Origin of the sequence: Sphingopyxis sp. H115, from assembly GCF_001468465.1 — a bacterium.
Classification (GTDB): Bacteria; Pseudomonadota; Alphaproteobacteria; order Sphingomonadales; family Sphingomonadaceae; genus Sphingopyxis.
The window spans coordinates 83701-104114 of the sequence record NZ_LNSA01000005.1 but is presented as its reverse complement, the minus strand read 5'-3'; the positions used below and the strand labels follow the sequence as shown (position 1 = coordinate 104114).

The following is a 20414-nucleotide window of genomic DNA, read 5'->3' as shown; positions in this document are numbered from 1 at the left end:
GCCCAGTGACGGGAAGAGGCAAAAAACCGACGTGTTGTTAGCAATTATAACAGATTCGCAACAAAATTACCACCCCCGCGCCAAAATCCGCGGGTTGGTGCCTTGACGGCCCCTTGCACCCGTTTCAAGTTGAAACGAAACGACAGATGGGGAGCCGAAATGGAAAATCAAATCTGGTGGATCACGGGGGCCTCTTCGGGCATCGGAGCAGCGTTGGCACGCGCGCTGGGCGCACGTGGCGCAAAGCTGATTCTGTCGGGGCGCAATGTCGCGGCACTCGAAGAGGTCGCCGCCGCCTGCAGCACCGAAACGCTGATCCTGCCGTTCGAGGCGACCGACTATGCCGCCCTTCCCACGATCACCGACCAGGCCTGGGCGTGGCAGGGCCGGATCGACGGCCTCGTCAACAATGCCGGCATCTCGCAGCGCAGCCTTGCGGTCGAGACCGATTTTTCGGTGTACCAGCAGATCATCGCGGTCGACCTGCTCGCCCCCATCGCTCTCACCCAACAATTGCTGCCGCGCATGGTCGGCGCGGGCGGCGGGCAGATTATCGCTATCTCGAGCGTTGCGGGCATCGCGGGCGTGCCGCTGCGCAGCGCCTATTCGGCGGCAAAGCATGGCATCATCGGCTATCATGACGCGGTGCGTGCCGAGAATGAGCATCTCGGCCTGAAAGTGCTCGTGGTCGCGCCGGGATCGGTGCGTACCAATGTCAGCCGCAATGCGCTCAACGCCGACGGCAGCACACGCGGGGAAAGCGACGCGGCGATCGACAACGGCCTATCGCCCGACGATGCCGCAGCGCGGATGCTCACCGCCGTCGATTCCGGCGTCCGCGAGCTGGTGGTGGCCGAGGGCGCCGAGGCCGCGATCGCGGCGATGCGTCGCGGCGATCCCGACGCGCTGTTCGACCGGATGAGCGCGATGGTGCAGGCGGGCTATGCCCGACAGATGAACGCAACAACGGCGAGCTGAACGGGCGGTTTCGTTCGATAGCGCCCTATCCGTTCCGCGGCCACCGGCCCGGATGACGGAACGCGCGCTTATTCCTTCTCGCCCATTTCGACGAGCCCGTGCCCGACGCTCACCCGTTCGTCGAAGACGAAGCAACCGCCGTGCCAGCGGCTCTGCTCGGCGGGCACCTGCTCAAGATAGGCGAGGATGCCGCCCCGCAAATGCACCACATCCTCGACACCTTGATGGCGCAGAAAGGCGGTCGATTTTTCGCAGCGGATGCCGCCGGTGCAGAACATCGCGACGCGCTTGCCCGCGAAGCGATCGGCATTGGCGCGCCACCAGTCGGGGAAGTCGCCGAAGCTCTTCGTTTGGGGATCGATCGCGCCCGCGAAGCTGCCATAGCTAACCTCGAACCCGTTGCGCGTGTCGATGAGTATGGTGTCCGGATCATCGACCAAGGCGTTCCAGTCGGCGGGATCGACATAAGGTGCCGCGTCGCGCGCGGGGTCGAGCCCCGGCACCTTCATCGTGACGATCTCTTTCTTCAGACGCACCTTCATCCGCTGAAACGGCATCGCGGCGGCGGTCGAATATTTGACGTCGAGTTCGGCGCAGTCGGGAAGGCGACGGATATGATCGAGGATGGCCGCGATCCCGGCCTCGGTCCCGGCGATGGTGCCATTGATCCCTTCGCGCGCGAGAAGCAGCGTGCCCTTGATCCCCTCTGCCGCGCACAGGTCGAGCAAGGGCTGACGCAGCGCGGCGGGGTTGTCGAACGACGCGAAACGATAAAGGGCGGCAACCTGAAACATGCGCGCGCCACATAGGCGCGATTGAGGCTCAGCGAAAGGGATCGTGCCGCCCGGTCGCATATTGCGCCATCGCCATCGTCGTCCATTGCGCGTTGACGCGGATGCAGCTCGGAAAGACGCTCGCGTCGGTGACGAACACATTGGTCGTTTCATGGACGCGGCAATCGAGGTCGACGACCCCGTGCTGCGGATCCTCGTTCATCGCATTGCCGCCGTGCGGGTGGCTGCTCGACAGGGTGACATCATCCTGTTCGCGGATTGCGTCACGGAAAAAGGCATCGACATCCATGCCCGGCGTGACCTTTTGCCCTTTGGCCAGCGCGGGATAGCATTCGAGCGCGCCGGCGGCGAAATGGACCTTGGTCAGCGTCGCCATCGCGCGGCGCAGCATCGGCAGGTCGTCCTGCACATCGAGCCGGAAATTGAGCTTGCCATCCTTCACGCGACCGCGCCGGTCGGCGGGGAACAGGATGCCCGCCGAATGGACGCGGCCGAAATTTTTCATTCGCGCCGCATGATCGCCGAACCAGCCCGGCATCAGCGAGGCCATCGACATCGGTGGCTGAAAATGGCTTTCGAGCAGGAAGTCGCCGCAATCGACATAGCTCGACATCTGGTCTTCGTCCCACGCGTTGCCGCCGATGCCATCGGGCATCAGCGCGACGACCGGCGAGGCAACGTTGAGCGAGACCTGATAGCCGGTGCCGTCGATATCGCTGCGGTCGAGCAGTTTCGACGAGGCGATCGTCCCTGCCGCAACGACCACGCCGACACGCGCACGCACGAGCGCCTTTGACCCATCGGGCAGGATCAGCTTCACCGCCTCGGCCTCGCGCCGGCCATCGTAGGCGGTCTGCCAGACGATGCGGTCTGCCTTTGTATTCGGCAGGATGCGCGCGCCATGATCGCGGCACGCATCGGGCAGATAGGTCTGCGCGATCCCCATCCGCCGGCCATAAGCACAGCCCGAATTGCAATAGCCGCAATAGGCGCAGGCGTTGACCGTGTTCGGCGGCCCGAAATTCTTGGCGAACCAGTCGGTGACGGCACGGCGTTCGCGCGGATCGCTCGACGCCGCGGCATAGGCGCGCCACCCTTCGATCAGATGCGGGCCATTGTGACGGCCGCTGCGCGGTTCGATCGGCGCAATGCCCAGCCGAGCCTGCACCGCGTCGTAGCTCGCGTGAAAGGCGGCGGCGTCGACCGGGGCGCCGATGCTGGCCCATTTGGCGAGCACGTCCTGCGCGTCGGGGTGGGTGCGCCCCGCTTCATTGACGCGCAGACATATCCCGTTGTTGATCGTCGACGACCCGCCGACGCAGCGTCCCTGAAACACCACGAAATCGCGGTTGGTCGAGGTTTGCAACGCGCCATGCTTGTAAAGATTGGCGACCATGTCGAGTTCGTGATGCGTGATGGCGTGGCTGGGGTAGAAGGGGCCCGCCTCGACGATCAGAACCTTATAACCCCGCGCCGCGATATTATGGGCCGCGACGCCCCCGCCCGCACCCGATCCGATGACGATCACGTCATATTCGGCAGCGAGGCTGTTGGCATCGAGGATGTGCGCCGGGTCGATCTCGCGCCCGAGTACCGGCGTCAAGGGGACGTCATAATTGCCGCGCTGGCGAAATTTTGGCAGCGTGAAGCCGATCTGGCGATGCACCGGATTGGCGGTGTTGGCGTCCTGGTCGCCGGGCTCGAGCCCCGGCTGCCAATGACCATAGTAGCAGGCGTAGATGATGCCGCGCAGCCGGGCCATGTCCTGAAACAGGTCGATCTGGCTGTTCTGGAGCCGGTCGCGGAGCTTGTCGGCTCGTCCCGCGACATCGTCCTCGGTAAAGAAGGGTCCGCCGAGCACGACTTCGGTCGCGGTCAGCGACAGGCGAATCTCGTCCAGCTTCGTGCCGCCGACCTTGGCGAACAGGTCGCAGACATTGGTCACGACCTGATCGGGCGTGATCGCCATGTCGGCGCCGTGGAATAGCGCCTCGGTCAGCGCCTTCAAAAATCTGAGCTGCCCGAAATTGAACGGTGCCGTCATCGCCCTGCCCCCAGTTTGCGTATGTTGCAAAATGCCGGATTATGGCACGACGGAACAAGCTGTATTGTATGGTATCGCCAGTTATGCGGAACGGGCGGCCGCCTCGACCGGCAGGAAGGGCCGCACCGCCGCCATCGCGCGGCCGACGTATTCCGCCTTTTCGCCGACGGGAGCGACATAATGGAGGGCTTCTTCCGCCTCCACCGTGCCAGCGAGCCGCGCGATGATCCACGTCGCAAGATATTGCGACGCCAGGCAGCCGCCGGCGGTCGCGACATTGCCGTGTGCGACGAAGGGCGCGTCGAGCACCTCCACCCCCGCCTCGATCACCCAGGGCTTGGTGGTGAGGTCGGTGCAGGCCGGCAAGTCGCCCACCAGCCCGAGCTTCGCGAGCAGCAGCGTGCCGGAACATTGCGCACCGACAAGCTGGCGCGCGGGGTCGAGCCGGATGCGGCCGAGCATCAGCGGGTCGGCCGCGATCTCGCGCGTTTTGACACCGCTGCCGATGATCACCGCATCGGCCTTGGCAGCGAAATCGAGCGGTTGCTGGCGCTCGATCGTCACGCCGTTCATCGATGTCACCTGCGGTGTCGGCGAGGTGATATGCGCTTCCCAGCCCTGCCCCCGCAAACGGTTGAGGATCGCTGCAGCGACGAACGAATCGAGTTCGTTGAAGCCGTCAAAGGTCAGCACCGCAATCTGCACGTCGAAACTCCTGTAAACCAAGGCCGGCTATACCGCGCCTTCGAAACCATCCTCAAGCCAGCGCGAGCGCGCCGCATCGTCGCGTGGACACGCGAGAAAGCGGCCCCATGCCCCGCTTTCATGCGCGTCGATGCCGAGTTCCCATACGCAGAAGGTGGGCCGCACGACACCCGGTTTCGACGGATAGCCCGGATCGAAGGGCGCAAAGGCGGGCATGTTGCCCTCGCGATACCAGACCGCCTCCCACAGCTCGTTCAATCCGCGCCATACCGAGACGAGCAGGAAATAGAGCTTTAGCGCCACGCCGCCCACATCGATACGCGCATGATATCGGGCTCTTTTCGGGTAATGGCGATAGACGGGATCGACGGCGGCGAACGTGGCGGGCACTCCATTTTGTACCCTTTATGTTCTAGTCCCTTTTGCCCGCGCGGCAATCCCTGTCGTCGATCAGCGCAGCGCGATCGTCAGATGCGCGACCGTCACGATATCCTTCAGCCGGTCGCGCAACTCCTCGCACGACACCTCGCCTTTTACCTCGACGATCGCCGCGCGCGCTTCGGGGCCGACGCGCCAGACATGGAGATCGGTCAGCGTCGCGCCGGTCGATTCGACACGCGTGCGGATCGCCGCGGCGGCTTCGTCATCATTCGCGTCGAGCAGGATCGCCGCCGTATCCCGCATCAGTCCCCACGACCAGCGCGCGATGACGATCGCGCCGACGATACCCATCGCGGGGTCCATCCAGTGCCAGCCGAGATAGCGCCCCGCGAGCAGCGCCCCGATTGCGAGCAGCGAGGTCAGCGCGTCGGCGAGTACATGGAAATAGGCCGAACGGAGATTGTTATCGTGACCGTGGTGATGATGGGCGTGGTCATGGTCGTGCCCGTGATAGTGATGACCACCCATCAGCAGCAGCGCGCTGACGATATTGACCGCGAGCCCGAGTATGGCGACGAGCGTCGCGCTCGCAAAATCGACGCGCACGGGATCGATCAGGCGCAGGAAGGATTCGACCGCGATCCCGATCGCGAAGATGCCGAGGATCAGCGCCGAGGCGAAGCCCATGAGGTCGCCGACCTTGCCGGTGCCGAAGCTGTAGCGCGGGTCGTGGCGATGCTTCTTCGCATAGCGATAGGCGAGCGCTGCGAGGCCGAGCGCCCCCGCGTGCGTTGCCATATGAAAGCCGTCGGCGAGCAGCGCCATCGAACCCGTCCAGTAACCCGCCGCAATCTCGCCTACCATCATCACCGCGGTGAGCGCGACGACCCACAGGGTGCGTTTGGCATTCTCGTCGTGCGAGGAACCGAGGAAGTCGTGCAAATGCTGGGTGGGCGGGGATTCGGACATGCACCCTATCTATTTCGCATCGCGGCTTATTCGACAAGATGCGGCGGAGGGATGAACTGCCGGACGGCTGCTTAGGGGTGGGAAGCGGCCGTTCGTTCCGCCGCCTCGTCACCCCGGACTTGATCCGGGGTCCACGACTTCGACGCTGCGATGGATCCCGGATCAAGTCCGGGATGACGAAGAACAAGTGTCCGCTTCCGGTCGAAAGCCGCCGTTCAGGCCGCCTTCTTCATCTGCCGATATTTGTGCAGCAGTGGTTCGGTATAACCCGACGGTTGCGCAACGCCTTCGAAGATCAGCGCCCGCGCCGCGCGATAAGCGATGCCGCCCGGCGCCAGCTTTTCGTAGAGCGGATCACCGGCGTTCTGCGCATCGACCTTCACCGCCATGCGCGCCAGCGCGGCGTCGATCTGCGCCTCGGTGCAGACGCCGTGGAGCAGCCAGTTGGCGAGCGCCTGCGAGCTGATGCGCAGCGTCGCGCGGTCTTCCATCAAGCCGACATCGTCGATGTCGGGCACCTTCGAGCAGCCGACGCCCTGATCGATCCAGCGCACGACATAGCCAAGGATGCCCTGGCAATTATTGTCGAGCTCGCGGGTGATTTCCGCCTCGCTCCAGTTGCGCCCGGTGGCGACGGGGATGGCGAGCAGGCGATCGAGCGACGGCACCGCCTCGCCCGCGATGTCCTTTTGTCGCGCGAACACGTCGACCTGATGATAGTGGAGCGCATGCAGCGTCGCGGCGGTTGGCGACGGCACCCACGCGGTGTTCGCGCCCGATTTCGGATGGCCGATCTTCGCGTCGAGCATCGCTTTCATCAGGTCGGGCATGGCCCACATGCCCTTGCCGATCTGCGCCTTGCCGCTGAGGCCGCAGGCGAGCCCGATGCGGACGTTGCGATCCTCGTAACTCGCGATCCAGTCCGATGCCTTCATTTCGCCCTTCGGGATCATCGGTCCCGCGCGCATCGAGGTGTGGATTTCGTCGCCGGTGCGGTCGAGGAAGCCGGTGTTGATGAAGACGATGCGGTCCTTCACCGCGTGGATGCAGGCGGCGAGGTTCGCGCTGGTACGGCGTTCCTCGTCCATCACGCCGACCTTGATCGTATGGCGCGACAGGCCCAGCATATCCTCGACCGCGTCGAACAGGCGGTTCGTAAAGCCGCACTCTTCCGGCCCATGCTGTTTGGGCTTCACAATATAGATGCTGCCCGCACGGCTGTTGGTGAGCGTGCCGAGTCCCTGGAGATCGTGGAGCGAGCACAGGCTGGTGATGACGGCGTCGCACAGGCCTTCGGGTGCTTCGGCACCGTTCGGCAGCCGGATCATCGGCGTCGTCATCAGATGGCCGACGTTGCGCACGAACATCACGCTGCGGCCATGGAGCGTGAAGGCGTCGCCCGATGGCGAGGTCCATTCGCGGTCGGTCTCCATCGCACGGGTGACGGTCGCCCCGCCCTTGGCGAAGCGTTCGACAAGGTCGCCGCGCATCAGGCCGAGCCAGTTGGTGTAGCCGAGCGTCTTGTCCTCGCCGTCGACGGCGGCAACCGAATCCTCGAGGTCGATGATCGTCGTCAACGCGGCCTCAAGCAGGATATCGGCGATGCCCGCAGGATCGGCCTTGCCGATCGCACTCGAAGAATCGATCACCAATTCGATATGCAGGCCGTTGTGGCGGAGCAATATTCCGCCGGGCTTGCTTCCGACCCATTGCGCCGGATCGGCGAGGGTCAATTGCCCGCCCTGCCAATCGGCCCAGCTTCCCGTCGCGAGCGGCACCGTTTCGTCGAGGAAAGCCTTGGCGCGCGCGATCACCGCCGCGCCGCGGTCGGTGTCGTAGCCACCGGGCTTCGCCGGCGGCGCGTCGAGCGCGTCGGTGCCGTAAAAGGCATCGTAGAGGCTGCCCCAGCGCGCATTGGCGGCATTGAGCGCAAAGCGCGCGTTCAATGCCGGCACGACGAGTTGCGGTCCCGCCATCGTTGCGATCTCGGGATCAACATTTTGCGTGCCGACCTGAAACGGCGCGGGTTCGGGGACGAGATAGCCGATTTCGCGAAGGAAGGCCTGATAGGCAGCGGGGTCATGCGCCTGCCCCTCGCGGCCCTTGTGCCAGGCGTCGATCTGCGCCTGCAGATCCTCGCGTTTCGCCAGCAAGGCAGCATTTTCGGGCGCAAATTTGCCGAGCAGGTCCGCGAAGTCGCTCCAGAATTTGGCAACCTCGAGCCCCGTGCCAGGCAGCGCGCGCTGCTCGATAAAATCGGCCAGTCGCGAATCGACGGACAGGCCGGAGCGATCGAGAAATTCGGTCATCTAAACACCCTCTGGTCGGCGCGGCTGCGCCAGTGGATCCGGGGAGGAAAGGGCCGCCGCGCTATGCCGCGATTGGTTTTAATTGGCAATGGGTCCTTTCCAATCGTGGAGGTATACAATATGCTGCAACGCACAACATAATAATCCACTCCCCAAGAACGATCCTGGACACCATGGACGACACACGATTGAAACTGATGGAAGCCATCGCGCGCAAGCGGAGGGTAACCGCCCATTATAACGGCCAGGTGCTGACGCTGGCGCCGCACCTGCTGTTCGAACGCCATGGCGACCTGTTTATCAGCGCGCTGAATCTGAACAAGAATTGGCGGTCGGATGAGGATCCGCGGCTGGGCCACTTCAAGCTCGGCGGGCTTGCATCGATCGAACTGACCGAAGAGACGTTTGATCCGCTGCCCGGCTTTGAACCCGCAGCCCCCCGCGAAGAAGATACTCCGCTCCTCGCCGTGTGACCGCGGCTAAATCAGGCAGCACCGACGGCGGGCGCCGAAGCGAGCTCGCCAAGCGCGACGCGCACGCAGTTTCGGCCGCCGGATTTGGCGCGATATAGGGCGGCGTCGGCCCGGCGCGACAGTTCAAACAGTGAATCGTCCACGCCGCGCTGGGCAATGCCGAACGACGCGGTGAAGCCGCGGTCGATTCCGAGTACCGGGAGTTGCGCCGCAGCAAAGGCAGCCCGCACGGTTTCGGCATAGGCGCGCCCTTCCGACAACAAGCCGCCGGGGATGAGGACGGCGAATTCTTCGCCGCCGATACGCCCCACGATCGCGCCCGGTGGCGCGGCTTCGACCAGCATCGCCGCGAAATGGGCGATCACCCCGTCACCCGCCGCGTGGCCGAAGTTGTCGTTGATCGCCTTGAAATGATCGAGATCCGCAGCGACCAGCACGGCAGCATCGCCGCCGTGGAGCAGCGCCTGTTCGGCATGATGTTCGAAACCGCGCCGGTTGAGCACGCCCGAAAGCGCGTCGGTTTCCGAATGCGCGATCATTTCGGCGGTCGAATCGCGCATCATCACCAGCAACAGGACAAGCGCGATCGCCATCAGGGTTACGACACTTCCGCTTTGCGAAATCGCTGCATAAGTCGTCGCCATATAGCCCTGCGGGGCGCTCGCCGTACCGACGAGCGCCGCGATGAAAGGCTTGGCGACATAGATCGCCGCAGCAATCGCCTGCAACGCGATAAGCAACAGGTCGAGCGGCTGCCGGCGCCGGGATCGCCAGATGACAAACCCCAGCAAGGCCTGCATCGCGACATAGGGAAGCTGGTAAAGACTCAGCCGCAGGGTCGAACCGTAAGTCAGGCTGAAAATCACCGGCACCGCGAGGATCGTGAGCACCCATATCGCCGCCATCGCCCGCCAGGGCGGCGGGGCGCGATAATAATGTGCGACGCCGACCAGCGCAAAGCTGAGCGCGAGCAGAAATGTCAGGAAGATGCCGATGCCGACGGGCGTCGGATCGTCCTGCCATGTCAATATGAATTCCAGGCCGACATAGATGATCCCCATGCCGTAACCGAGAGCAAGCCACCACGCGCCGCGGGCCGTACGGTTGGTTGCGGCGACCACGGCAAAGGCGACGGCAAAAACGCCGGCCACAGACATGTTAATGCCAAGCACGAAGGCTGCAGTCATCGACCCACTCGTCATCGGTGAGAGAAGCGTAACGATTATGTCCCGAACTTTTGGTTAATGTTTTGCGATTCGGGACAATTTTCGCGCGTCCTTACCTGATTCCCGCACGCGGAACAGTGATTTACCGTATCGACGACGCGGGATTTTCCTGCAGGCGTTGCCCCGGACGGCGGCCATGCTATGCACTCTTCATTGCTTTCGACAAGGACATCGACCGTGCTGCGACGCGCCCTTTCGTGGCTGGCCCTTTTGTTGGCAAGCCTTCCGCATCTTGCCCCCGCGCAGGTCCCGCAAGATCGGGCGCGCATCGCGATCCTGGGCGTCGATCATGCCGCGCAGCTCGTCGCTGAAAAGGACCAGCCTGGGATGCTCGCGGCCTGGTTGGATCTCGTAAGGCCAGCCGCCGTCTGCATCGAGCGGCCGCCCGAACAGGCATCACGGCAGGACTATTACGAATTCACCTATGAGGTGCAGGGAATCATCCTGCCCTGGGCGGCCAGCAACCCCGCCGAGATTTGCCCGATCGACTGGATGCCGCCGCTGGACGACCAGTTACTCGGCTTCGGGGTCGACCTCGACGCGCCGCCCGAAATCCGCAAGCCACAGGGTTTTCAGGGCTTTCTGGCCTTTCCCGACCGCAAGATCCTCGACTGGAATTTTTTCGCCGCAGACGATCCCGCGACGCTCGCGCCGCCGCTGAAATGGGCGGCAGACCCCGCACCGCGCGCCGATCGCGACCTTCCGCGCCGGCTCTATCTCTATCGCACGTTCATGCAAGCGCAGCGCATCCGGGCGATCGCGCACAAACATAAAGGCGAGACGATGGTCGTCGTCGTCGGCTATTTCCACAAGGGCGACATCGAAGCGATTCTGGAAAATGATCCGGCGATCGAGTTGGTGCCCGCAGCGCGTCTGGGCAGCCCCGACGCCGCCGCGGTCCAAGCCGCCACGACCGCCGAGCATCGCGCGGCAATCCTGTCGTTCAACCTGCTGGGGATGCAGGCAGCCACCGGCGTCGTGAACTGGGGCTGGATCGATCGCATACTCGCCGAATTCACCGGCGCCGATGCCTCGCCCGAAGCGCAGCTGTTTCGGACGCGCTACGGCGTCCTGACGGGCAGGATGGGGCTCGCGGATGCGGCTCGCGCCTATCAGGCAATCGCCGACGACGCGCGAAGCGCAAAACCCTTCAGCTGGAACGGAGTCAAGGATCGGGCCCGGATCGATTCCTTTTTCGATCCTTTCGGCAATCTCGACGTGCATGAACGCGCCCGGGTCGAACTGGCGCGGACATTGTTTGCGCAAGGCAAGGATGCGCGGGCGCAGCGAACGCTCGACACACTCGCCGCGACACTATCGCCGCGCAAAGCCTTGCAGCTTCAAGGTTATACGCCGCTCCTCAAACCAGCGGGCCCGGTCGCGAAGACGCCGTAGCATCGTCGGGGGTGGCAAAAGGGCGGCCGCCGCGTCTATAGCCGGTGCATGACATCCATCACGACCGCCGAAACGCCCGCGCTCGAGCGCGCCGCCGACGCGCCAATGCTGCGCCAGGTCGAGCAATGGGCGGCGGTCAACAGCGGCACCGGCAATCTTGCAGGGCTCAGGACCGTCGCAGGCCAGCTCGCCGATGCCTTCGCCGCACTGCCCGGCGACATACGGCTCGTGACCCCCGATCCGGTCGAGAGCGTCGATGCCGCAGGACAGATCAGGACGACGCAGCGCGGCGACCATCTCCACCTTCGTGTGCGGCCCGAAGCGCCCGTACAGCTGCTGCTGACCGGGCATATGGACACGGTGTTTGCCGCCGACCATCCGTTCCAGACGCTCAAATGGCTCGAACCCGGCGTCCTCAATGGTCCAGGCACTGCCGACATGAAGGCTGGCATTTCGGTGATCCTCGCGTCGCTGACCGCGCTAGAGGCCTCGCCGCTCGCCTCGCGCCTCGGCTATGATGTGATGATCAACAGCGACGAGGAAACGGGCAGCCATGCCTCCGCCGGGCTGATCGCCGAACTCGCGAAAGGCAAGACCGCCGCGCTGACCTATGAACCCGCGCTGCCCGACGGCACGCTGGCTGGGGCACGGCCGGGAAGCGGCAATTTCTCGGTGATCGTCCACGGGCTCTCGGCGCACGCGGGGCGCAATCCCGACGACGGACGCAACGCCTTGCTAGCGGCCGCCGACCTTGCGCTGCGGCTCGCCGCACTCAAATCGCCGGCGCTGAAGGTCAATCCGGCGAAGATCGACGGCGGCGGACCGAACAACGTCGTGCCCGACAGCGCGATCCTGCGTGTGAACATGCGCCCCGCGACCCCCGAAGCGATGATCGAGGCCGAAGCGGCGCTGCGCACTGCTGTCGCCACCATCTCGCGCGAACATGACGTGCATTGCCATATCCACGGCAATTTCAACCGCCCGCCGAAGCCGCTCGACGCCGCCGCGACACGGCTGTTCGAGCTTGTCCGCGATTGTGGCGCCGCGCTCGGCCTCCCGCCGATCAACTGGAACGCCACCGGCGGCGTATGCGACGGCAACAATATCGCAGCCTGCGGCGTCCCGGTGGTCGATACGATGGGTCCGCGCGGCGGCGCCATCCATTCTGCGGACGAATTTCTGATCGTCGACAGCCTCGCCGAACGCGCGCAGCTGTCGACACTCACCATGATAAGAATAGCGGAACGGGGGACTGTGTGAATTATGTGATCCGGGCGGCCAAGCCGGGCGACCTGCAGAGCATCTATGAAATGGCGAAGCTGACCGGTGGCGGCTTCACTAACCTGCCCCCCGACAAAAAGGCGCTGCGCGCCAAGCTCGAACGCGCCGAAGCTAGCTTCGCTTCGGAAAAGGAATATCCCGCCGACGAGCTGTACCTGATGGTGCTCGAGGATCTCGACAGCGGCGAAGTACGCGGCACCTGTCAGATTTTTGGGCAGGTCGGCCAGCGCTGGCCCTTCTACTCATACCGTATCGGCACCGACAGCAAGCATAGCGAGCAGCTCGGCCGCACCTTTCACGCACAGGTGCTGATGCTCAGCAACGACCTCAACGGCGCGAGCGAAGTCGGCGGACTGTTCCTGCACCCAGCGGCGCGCGCCGGCGGGCTCGGGCTGTTGCTTGCGCGGTCGCGTTATTTGTTCATCGCGCGCCACCGTGCACGTTTCGGCGACCGCATCCTCGCCGAGCTGCGCGGGGTGATCGACGAGGCGGGCGGATCGCCCTTCTGGGACGGGGTCGCCGGCAAATTCTTCGGGATGAATTTCCAGGAAGCCGATCAGTTCAATGCGGTCCACGGCAACCAGTTCATCGCCGACCTGATGCCGAAGCATCCCGTCTATATCGCGATGCTCGGCGAACATGCGCGCAGTGTGATCGGCGTCCCCCACCCGACCGGCCGCGCCGCGATGCGGATGCTGGAAAACGAAGGCTTTGCGTTCGAAAATTACGTCGACATCTTCGACGGCGGCCCGACGATGACCGCGCGCACCGACCAGGTCGCGAGCATCCGCGATGCGAAACATGTCGAGGTGACGGGCGTGGGCGAGGGTGGCGAGGACGCCTTGATCGCGACCGGGCGGCTCGCCGATTTCCGCTGCTGTTTCGGCAAGATCGGCGCTGACGGGACGATCGATGCCGACGCCGCCCGCATCCTTGGCGTCGGCAAGGGCGATGCGATCAGCTGGATCGGACGCTAGGCCATGCTCACCGAAATCAATTTCGACGGAATCATTGGCCCCAGCCACAATTATGCAGGGCTCAGCCGCGGCAATATCGCGTCGGCGAGCCATGCCGGCGACGTGTCGCAGCCGCGCGCTGCGGCGCTGCAGGGCATCGAAAAGATGCGCCACAACCTCGCGCTTGGCCTACCGCAAGGCTTTTTCATGCCGCTCGATCGGCCCGATGCGAAATGGCTCGAAACGCTCGGCACGACGTTGGACGACGCCGAGGGTCATTTGCGCGCGCAGGCCTGGTCGGCATCGTCGATGTGGGCGGCGAACGCGGCGACCGTCTCCCCCGCCCCCGACAGCACCGACGGCAAATGCCACCTGACCGTCGCCAACCTGGTAACCATGCCGCACCGAAGCCACGAATGGCCGGGAACGCTGGCGCAGCTTCGCCTCGCCTTTGCGCATTCCGCCTTTGCGGTGCACCCACCGATCCCTGCACCCTTTGGCGACGAGGGGGCGGCGAACCATATGCGGCTGTGCAGCGGACACGACACAGCTGGCGTCGAAATCTTCGTCTTTGGGTTAAGCGGTGGCCGCTTCCCGGCACGCCAGCATCTCGACGCATCGAAAGCGATCGCGAGGCTGCACCGGCTCGACCCGGCGCGGACGCTGTTCATCCGTCAGTCGGACACCGCGATCCAGGGCGGGGCTTTCCATAACGACGTCGTCGCGGTCGCGAACGAACATGTGCTGTTCACTCACGAAACCGCATTCGAGGACCGTGAAGCCGCCCATGCCGCGATCCGTGCGGCTTTTCCCCCGGTCGAGATCGTCGAAGTGCCAGCGGCGGCCGTCAGCCTGCCCGACGCGATCAAATCCTATCTCTTCAACGCCCAACTCGTCACCCTGCCCGGCGGCGACGGCATGGGATTGGTCCTCCCGACCGAAGCGCGGGACACGCCCGCGGTTTGGAACTGGCTCGAGGGAATGATCGCAGGCAACGGCCCGATTCGTCGCCTGCTGCCGGTCGATGTGCGCCAGTCGATGGCGAATGGCGGCGGCCCTGCCTGCCTGCGGCTGCGCGTCGTTGCCGACCCCGCGACAGTCGATCCGCGCTTCATGGCCGACGCGGCGAAACTCGACCGGATCGCCGCCGTGGTGGCAAAGCATTGGCCCGAGGCGATCGCGCCCGGCGACATCGCTTCGGCGGCGCTGGCGTCAGACGTTCGCGCGGCGCGCATCGCGCTGCTCGAAGCGATGGGTCTGAGCGAGTTGGGTTGAGGCGGAATATCGACCGGCCGCCTTCCCTAATTTGTCGGATTAACTTACAATTTACCATGAACCCGGCGCGCCGAATCCCGCTTTTGCGCCAGTGGCATGACGCTTGCTTGAGGTCTGGTGATGCTGAAAAAGATCGGACGCCTGTTCGTCATCAAGACCCGGTTCGAGGCTTGCCTCATCATCTATGCGCTGGCGGTCGGCGCGATGGCGCGCGGTGCAGCCTATATCCATGAATATCCGGGAACGGGCGGCAAATTGCTGCTCCTCGCCTGCACCGGTTCGGTATTCCTTGCCGGCGCCAAAATCTTCGACTGCCTTCGCTACGAGCAGGCCGAGGCCATAGCAAAACAGGCGGACTGAGCCGCATCGGTCTTTCGCCCGTCATCGCGATATGCGAAGGCACGTCCATGAGCAGGATCAGCGGCCGGCCGGCCATCAGCACCGAGCATGTCTATGGCCTGTCGCTGCGGGTTGCGCGCTGGCGTGAGGGCACATCCGGCACGCCGCTGCTGTTCCTCAACGGGATCGGCGCCGACATCGCCGCCGCCGCCCCGCTGCTTGCCCGGATGCACGGACGCGAGGTGTGGACGCTCGATATGCCCGGTGTCGGCGGGTCGCCCGACGCGCTCCTCCCCTATGGCGCGCCGACGATCGCCGCCGTCGTGATGGAAATCGCCGACCGGCTGGGCCACAAGCGGGTCGACCTTGCCGGGTTCAGTTGGGGGGGCGCGCTGGCGCAGCAGATCGCGATCCAGTTTCCAGGCCGCGTGCGTCGCCTGGTCTTGATGGCGACGACCCCCGTCATGGGCGCGCCGGGCATCGGCTGGGCGGCGATGTTCGACGATGACATGCTGGCGAGCGGTCTGAAGATCCAGACCGCTACGCCGCTCGGCATCGCCTATCAGAGCGCGGCAATGGCGGGTTGGACAAGCATCGGCTTGCTGGCGGGGCTCAAGACCATGCCAGTGCTGGTGCTGGCGGGCGAGCAGGATGGCGTGATGCCCGTTTGCTATGCCCGGATGCTGGCCGAACAGATCGACGGGGCACTGCTTGAGGTGCTGCCGGGCTCGCACCTTTTCCCCTTTACCCACGCCGCTGCGGTCGCCGATCGGATCAGCGCGTTTCTGGACCGACCGGCGTCGGCGCAAGCCGCCGCGTAAGGAAATCGGCGATCGCCGCAGCCGTCGCATCGGGCGCTTCCTCCATCGGCAGATGGCCGATGCCGGGCAACAGGACGACCTCCGACCCCGCGATGCGTTCGTTGAAACTCTTTGCCGCCGTCGGGTTGATCAGGCGGTCCTTGTCGCCGAACAGAATCAGCGTCGGCGCCTCGATCTCTCCGACGCGCGCGGCCATCGCGGGTTCGCGGTCCATCCGCGCGCGCAGCACCGTCGCTTCGCGGTTGCCGGGAAAGCGCAGCAATTCCCAATAGCGATCGATCATCGCGTCATCGACGATCGCCTGCCTTGCGACCGACCCGCGCAGCGATTCCTCGACCAGCGCGCGCGGCGTGATCTGGGTCGCGAGCCAGCGACCAAAGCGATATTCGAGTATGCGGAATCCGATATTCGACGGTGGTGCCTTTTCGCCCTTGCGCAGCGGCATGCCCGCGGCGTCGAGCAGCAGCAGGGCATCGACGCGGTCGGGCTGCGCCAGCGCGTAGCGCCAGGCGACCCAGCCGCCCATCGAATTGCCGCCGAGGATAAAATGGTCGAGTCCGGTTTTTGCCGCAACGACATCGACCGCGGCCATCATTCCCGCCGCGCTGTAATCCTTGTCGGGCGTGCCGCCGGTCAGCCCGTGCCCAGGCAGGTCCAGCGTGACGACCCGATATGTCGCGCCCAACCGCTTTACCAGCGGTTCCCAAGTGTGAAGACTGCTGTTCGATCCGTGCAGCAGGACGATCGCAGGCCCGTCGCGCTTGCCCTGATCGCGGTAATGGATGCGCTGGCCAGCGGGCCCCGCAGCAAAGGCAGCATCGGGACCGCCATATTTGGCGACCATCTCGTCGCGGTCGGTATCCGCGGTTCGGAGAGCGAGGAACGCGACGAGGATCGTGAGCAGCAGGCCGAGCGGGATCAGGACTCGCTTGCGACGGAGCAGCGGGCGCCGCGGTGGCGGCGGATCGAATTCATCGTCGTCGGTAATCATCATGCCCCCTCAAGGCTGGCCCAACCCTAGCGCACGGCCCCGCCCCGTCAATCCATCCTAATGATGGATCGAGCGGCGGAAGGTTTCGGGCAGGAAGAGCAGTCCGATGATGAGCGTGATGACCGCCACGGCGACCGGATACCACAAGCCATAATAGATGTTGCCCGTCGCTGCGACCATCGCAAAGGCAGTCGTCGGCAGGAAACCACCGAACCAGCCGTTGCCGATATGATACGGCAACGACATCGCGGTATATCGGATGCGGCTCGGGAACAGCTCGACGAGCAACGCCGCGATCGGGCCGTAGACCATCGTCACCAGCAGCACGAGGTAGAAGAGGATCGCGACGACGAGCGGCTTGTTGATTTCGGCCGGATCGGCCTTTGCCGGATAGCCGGCGTCGGCCAGCGCGCGTTCGAGGTCGGAACGGAAGCCCGCGATCGCATCGGCGCGATCGTCCTCGGCAATCCGCCAGGGATCGGGGGCGGCGAGGACGCGCGATCCGATGCGCACGCGGGCCGGATCGCCCGTGATGCGTTCGCGCGTGAAAGCGGTATAGCTGGCGCCGGCCTTTGCCAGCGTCGACTTGATGATGTCGCAGCCGGTGCTTTCGAACTTGTTGCCCCCGATCGGATCGAACTGGAACGCGCAGGAGCCCGGATCGGCCGCCATGATCACGGCGGCATTCTGCTGTGCCTTCGCCATCGCGGGGTTCGCGGCGGCGGTCAGCATCTGGAACGCCGGGAAATAGCTGATCGCTGCCAGCGCGCAGCCCGCAAGAATGATGGGCTTGCGCCCGACCTTATCGCTGAGCCAGCCGAAGAAGATGAAAAAGGGCGTACCGAGCGCGAGTGCGATCGCGATCAATATGTTCGCGGTCGCGCCGTCGACCTTCAGCGTCTTTTCGAGGAAGAAGAGCGCGTAGAATTGCCCCGAATACCAAACCACGGCCTGCCCGGCGACCGCACCGAACAGCGCGATCAACACCCATTTGAGGTTCGCCCAGCGGCCGAAGGCTTCGGTCAGCGGCGCCTTCGAGGTCGCGCCTTCCTCCTTCATCTGTTTGAAGACAGGGCTTTCCTCGAGCTGGAGGCGGATCCACAGCGAAACACCGAGCAGGATGATCGAAATGAGAAAGGGAATGCGCCAGCCCCAGTCGGTGAAGGCGGTTTCGCCGAGGACCGAGCGGATCAGGATCACAACGCCGAGCGCGGCGAACAGGCCAAGCGTCGCGGTCGTCTGGATGAAACTGGTGAAAAGCCCACGTTTGCCCTCGGGCGCATGTTCGGCGACGTAGGTTGCCGCGCCGCCATATTCCCCGCCGAGCGCGAGCCCCTGCACAAGGCGGAGCAATACGAGGATGATCGGCGCCGCGACGCCGATCGAGGCATAGCTTGGAAGGACGCCGACGAGGAAGGTCGATGCCCCCATCAGCCCCATGGTGACCAGAAACGTATTTTTGCGCCCGACAAGGTCGCCGATGCGCCCGAACACGAGCGCGCCGAACGGTCTTACCGCAAAACCCGCCGCGAAAGCCCCGAGCGCGAAAATGAAACCGGTGGTTTCGTTGACGCCCGAGAAAAATTGCGCCGAGATGACGGTCGCGAGCAGGCCGTAGAGGTAGAAATCATACCATTCGAACACCGTGCCGAGCGACGATGCCAGGATGACCTTGCGTTCGCTCTGCCGGGTAACGATGGGCGCTGCAGCCTCGACTTGTTCGCTCATCCGCTACCCCTTCGCCCTTTATCGTGTCGGGCCAAGGGTCTAGCGAATGGGCGGGATGCGTCAACCGACGCGCTTGACCGCTCCCTTGTGCGCGCCGACGCTTTTATTGCGCGGGCGGAATCGGCGCTTGCGCTGGCCTTCGGCGCCCTCACCCGCCGCGCCGTCGCGGCGCGGCCCGCGTTCGCCCTGCGGCTTGCCGTTCCCGCGGCCGCGATTGGCTTCCTGCCGCTGGCGATTGGGATCGCGGCCCTTGCTGCCCGTATCGCGCGGCGGCGCCACGGGCTTGGGCAGGTTGCGCACCAATTCGTTGAAGCCTTCGGGCAGCGGCATCGGTTCGGACTTGGTCCGGGTGACGCGTTCGATGTCGCGCAGATAGGTGCGCTCGTCGGGAGCGACAAAGCTGATCGCGATGCCCTCGGCGCCGGCGCGCGCGGTACGGCCGATTCGGTGGACATATTGTTCGGGGACGTTCGGAATCTCGAAGTTGATCACATGGCTGACCCCGGACACGTCGATGCCGCGCGCGGCGATGTCGGTCGCGACGAGCAGGCGCACCTGCCCCGAGCGGAAGGCCTGGAGCGCGGTGGTGCGCTGCGCCTGGCTCTTGTTGCCATGGATCGCAAAGGCTTCGATGCCCGCGCCCTTCAAATGGCGCACAACGCGGTCGGCACCATGCTTGGTACGGGTGAAGATCAGCGCGCGGTCGATATCCGATGTCTTGATGACATGATGGAGCAGCGCCTGCTTTTCCTTCTGTTCGACGAAGGTCGTGAACTGGCGGATCTTTTCGGCGGTCGTTGCCTGCGGCGCGACCGACACGGTCACCGGATCCTCGAGGAACTGTTCGGCGAGGTGCGCGATTTCCTTCGGCATCGTCGCCGAGAAGAACAGGTTTTGGCGGCGCGACGGCAGCAGCTTGGCGACGCGGCGCAGCGAATGGATGAAGCCCATGTCCATCATCTGGTCGGCTTCGTCGAGGACGAAGATTTCGACATCGTCGAGGCGCAGCGCGCGCTGGTCGATCAGGTCGAGCAGGCGGCCCGGCGTGGCAACGAGGATTTCAACGCCCTGCGCCAGCTCGCGGATCTGCTTGTTGATCGGCACGCCGCCGAACACGGTGGTGACGCGCAGCTTGGTAAAGCGGCCATAGTCGCGGCAGCTCTGCGCGATCTGCGCGGCAAGTTCGCGCGTCGGCGCGAGCACGAGCATCCGGCAGCTGCGTGGATTGGTCTTGTGCGGATAAGTGATCAGGTGGTGGATCGAGGGCAGCGAGAAACCGGCGGTCTTGCCGGTGCCCGTCTGCGCGATCCCGCAAAGGTCGCGGCCCTTCATCAGCGGCGGGATCGCCTGCGTCTGGATCGGGGTCGGGACGGTATAATCCTTGGCGGCAAGCGCGCGATTGATGTCGGCGTGCAGGCCAAAGTCGTTAAAAGTCGTCATAAATTACTCACATAGGGCGACGCGCAGGCGCATCCGTTCGCATCGAACGGACGGCGCACGGGCCGCGGGTTCGAAACGACCCGCGTGAAAGGGTGCCTCTGGGGACAAAGCGCTGGTCCGGCTCGTCCCGCGCCTGAAATCGGGCGGGAAAATCACGCTGCCGGGTGTTGCGGCGGATAGGTCCGCCATGCTGCGCTGCACAACATATGGCATGGGTTGCGCGGTTTTGCAAGATAATTGCTTGCCCACCTATTCCCGTTCGCCCTGAGCTTGTCGAAGGGCCGATCTTTCTTCATGAATTGAAACAGA

The 20414-nt window shown here is 64.6% G+C and carries 18 protein-coding genes; 8 read left to right on the top strand and 10 right to left on the bottom strand.

The window, feature by feature from the left end; translation table 11 throughout:
• The first annotated feature begins 159 nt into the window (after window positions 1–159).
• Window positions 160–978, top strand: coding sequence for an SDR family NAD(P)-dependent oxidoreductase (locus tag ATE71_RS05590; protein WP_058802492.1), 819 nt, complete (start codon window positions 160–162; stop codon window positions 976–978).
• A 68-nt stretch (window positions 979–1046) separates the two neighbouring features.
• On the opposite strand, the gene ATE71_RS05585 is transcribed toward ATE71_RS05590, so the two are convergent.
• The 6 genes from ATE71_RS05585 to ATE71_RS05560 form a co-directional block, all read right to left on the bottom strand.
• Window positions 1047–1772 (bottom strand): rhodanese-related sulfurtransferase, encoded by a 726-nt coding sequence (locus ATE71_RS05585; protein ID WP_082665096.1) that lies wholly within the window; start codon window positions 1770–1772, stop codon window positions 1047–1049.
• 28 nt (window positions 1773–1800) lie between these two features.
• Window positions 1801–3816, bottom strand: coding sequence for a GMC family oxidoreductase N-terminal domain-containing protein (locus ATE71_RS05580; RefSeq protein ID WP_058802491.1), 2016 nt, complete (start codon window positions 3814–3816; stop codon window positions 1801–1803).
• 81 nt (window positions 3817–3897) lie between these two features.
• Window positions 3898–4521 carry a DJ-1/PfpI family protein gene (locus ATE71_RS05575; RefSeq protein WP_058802490.1) on the bottom strand — a complete coding sequence of 208 codons (624 nt, stop codon included), beginning with the start codon at window positions 4519–4521 and terminating at the stop codon, window positions 3898–3900.
• A gap of 27 nt (window positions 4522–4548) precedes the next feature.
• On the bottom strand, window positions 4549–4911 hold the full coding sequence (locus ATE71_RS05570) for a hypothetical protein (RefSeq protein ID WP_058802489.1): 363 nt from the start codon (window positions 4909–4911) through the stop codon (window positions 4549–4551).
• Between the two features lie 60 nt (window positions 4912–4971).
• Window positions 4972–5871, bottom strand: coding sequence for a CDF family Co(II)/Ni(II) efflux transporter DmeF (gene dmeF, locus ATE71_RS05565; RefSeq protein ID WP_058802488.1), 900 nt, complete (start codon window positions 5869–5871; stop codon window positions 4972–4974).
• Window positions 5872–6086: 215 nt separating this feature from the next.
• A complete protein-coding gene (locus tag ATE71_RS05560; protein WP_058802487.1) occupies window positions 6087–8180 on the bottom strand; it encodes a malate synthase G in 2094 nt (697 codons plus the stop codon).
• 173 nt (window positions 8181–8353) lie between these two features.
• Between ATE71_RS05560 and ATE71_RS05555 the strand changes: the two genes are divergently transcribed.
• On the top strand, window positions 8354–8653 hold the full coding sequence (locus ATE71_RS05555; RefSeq protein ID WP_058802486.1) for a WYL domain-containing protein: 300 nt from the start codon (window positions 8354–8356) through the stop codon (window positions 8651–8653).
• Between the two features lie 11 nt (window positions 8654–8664).
• Here ATE71_RS05555 and ATE71_RS05550 read toward each other — a convergent pair whose 3' ends face one another.
• A complete protein-coding gene (locus tag ATE71_RS05550; protein ID WP_235587920.1) occupies window positions 8665–9810 on the bottom strand; it encodes a GGDEF domain-containing protein in 1146 nt (381 codons plus the stop codon).
• A 282-nt stretch (window positions 9811–10092) separates the two neighbouring features.
• Between ATE71_RS05550 and ATE71_RS05545 the strand changes: the two genes are divergently transcribed.
• The 6 genes from ATE71_RS05545 to ATE71_RS05520 all read left to right on the top strand — a co-directional run bounded on the left by ATE71_RS05545 (window position 10093) and on the right by ATE71_RS05520 (window position 15946).
• A complete protein-coding gene (locus tag ATE71_RS05545; protein WP_058802485.1) occupies window positions 10093–11274 on the top strand; it encodes a hypothetical protein in 1182 nt (393 codons plus the stop codon).
• Between the two features lie 48 nt (window positions 11275–11322).
• Window positions 11323–12534, top strand: a complete 1212-nt coding sequence (locus ATE71_RS05540; protein ID WP_058802484.1) for a hydrolase — start codon at window positions 11323–11325, stop codon at window positions 12532–12534.
• Window positions 12531–13532 carry an arginine N-succinyltransferase gene (locus ATE71_RS05535; RefSeq protein WP_058802483.1) on the top strand — a complete coding sequence of 334 codons (1002 nt, stop codon included), beginning with the start codon at window positions 12531–12533 and terminating at the stop codon, window positions 13530–13532. The genes ATE71_RS05540 and ATE71_RS05535 overlap by 4 nt, the downstream gene beginning before the upstream one ends.
• A gap of 3 nt (window positions 13533–13535) precedes the next feature.
• The gene (locus ATE71_RS05530) at window positions 13536–14786 is read left to right on the top strand and encodes an N-succinylarginine dihydrolase (protein WP_058802482.1); all 1251 of its coding nucleotides are present in this window, start codon (window positions 13536–13538) and stop codon (window positions 14784–14786) included.
• 120 nt (window positions 14787–14906) lie between these two features.
• A complete protein-coding gene (locus tag ATE71_RS05525; RefSeq protein WP_058802554.1) occupies window positions 14907–15146 on the top strand; it encodes a hypothetical protein in 240 nt (79 codons plus the stop codon).
• Window positions 15147–15193: 47 nt separating this feature from the next.
• The gene (locus tag ATE71_RS05520; protein ID WP_058802481.1) at window positions 15194–15946 is read left to right on the top strand and encodes an alpha/beta fold hydrolase; all 753 of its coding nucleotides are present in this window, start codon (window positions 15194–15196) and stop codon (window positions 15944–15946) included.
• Here ATE71_RS05520 and ATE71_RS05515 read toward each other — a convergent pair.
• Genes ATE71_RS05515 through ATE71_RS05505 form a run of 3 tightly spaced genes read right to left on the bottom strand, consistent with a single transcriptional unit; the run spans window position 15900 to window position 20105 of the window.
• A complete protein-coding gene (locus tag ATE71_RS05515) occupies window positions 15900–16940 on the bottom strand; it encodes an alpha/beta fold hydrolase (RefSeq protein WP_235587919.1) in 1041 nt (346 codons plus the stop codon). The two genes, ATE71_RS05520 and ATE71_RS05515, sit on opposite strands and share 47 nt — an antisense overlap.
• A gap of 54 nt (window positions 16941–16994) precedes the next feature.
• Window positions 16995–18665, bottom strand: coding sequence for an MFS transporter (locus tag ATE71_RS05510; protein ID WP_058802480.1), 1671 nt, complete (start codon window positions 18663–18665; stop codon window positions 16995–16997).
• Window positions 18666–18725: 60 nt separating this feature from the next.
• Window positions 18726–20105 (bottom strand): DEAD/DEAH box helicase, encoded by a 1380-nt coding sequence (locus ATE71_RS05505; protein WP_058802479.1) that lies wholly within the window; start codon window positions 20103–20105, stop codon window positions 18726–18728.
• Between the last annotated feature and the right edge of the window lie 309 nt (window positions 20106–20414).

Excerpts from the sequence above, each read along its gene's own strand:
- ATE71_RS05590 (WP_058802492.1), top strand. The coding sequence starts at position 160 with ATGGAAAATCAAATCTGGTGGATCACGGGGGCCTCTTCGGGCATCGGA.
- ATE71_RS05585 (WP_082665096.1), bottom strand. The coding sequence starts at position 1,772 with ATGTTTCAGGTTGCCGCCCTTTATCGTTTCGCGTCGTTCGACAACCCC.
- ATE71_RS05580 (WP_058802491.1), bottom strand. The coding sequence starts at position 3,816 with ATGACGGCACCGTTCAATTTCGGGCAGCTCAGATTTTTGAAGGCGCTG.
- dmeF (WP_058802488.1), bottom strand. The coding sequence starts at position 5,871 with ATGTCCGAATCCCCGCCCACCCAGCATTTGCACGACTTCCTCGGTTCC.
- ATE71_RS05560 (WP_058802487.1), bottom strand. The coding sequence starts at position 8,180 with ATGACCGAATTTCTCGATCGCTCCGGCCTGTCCGTCGATTCGCGACTG.
- ATE71_RS05555 (WP_058802486.1), top strand. The coding sequence starts at position 8,354 with ATGGACGACACACGATTGAAACTGATGGAAGCCATCGCGCGCAAGCGG.
- ATE71_RS05550 (WP_235587920.1), bottom strand. The coding sequence starts at position 9,810 with ATGTCTGTGGCCGGCGTTTTTGCCGTCGCCTTTGCCGTGGTCGCCGCA.
- ATE71_RS05540 (WP_058802484.1), top strand. The coding sequence starts at position 11,323 with ATGACATCCATCACGACCGCCGAAACGCCCGCGCTCGAGCGCGCCGCC.
- ATE71_RS05530 (WP_058802482.1), top strand. The coding sequence starts at position 13,536 with ATGCTCACCGAAATCAATTTCGACGGAATCATTGGCCCCAGCCACAAT.
- ATE71_RS05525 (WP_058802554.1), top strand. The coding sequence starts at position 14,907 with ATGCTGAAAAAGATCGGACGCCTGTTCGTCATCAAGACCCGGTTCGAG.
- ATE71_RS05520 (WP_058802481.1), top strand. The coding sequence starts at position 15,194 with ATGAGCAGGATCAGCGGCCGGCCGGCCATCAGCACCGAGCATGTCTAT.
- ATE71_RS05515 (WP_235587919.1), bottom strand. The coding sequence starts at position 16,940 with ATGATGATTACCGACGACGATGAATTCGATCCGCCGCCACCGCGGCGC.
- ATE71_RS05510 (WP_058802480.1), bottom strand. The coding sequence starts at position 18,665 with ATGAGCGAACAAGTCGAGGCTGCAGCGCCCATCGTTACCCGGCAGAGC.
- ATE71_RS05505 (WP_058802479.1), bottom strand. The coding sequence starts at position 20,105 with ATGACGACTTTTAACGACTTTGGCCTGCACGCCGACATCAATCGCGCG.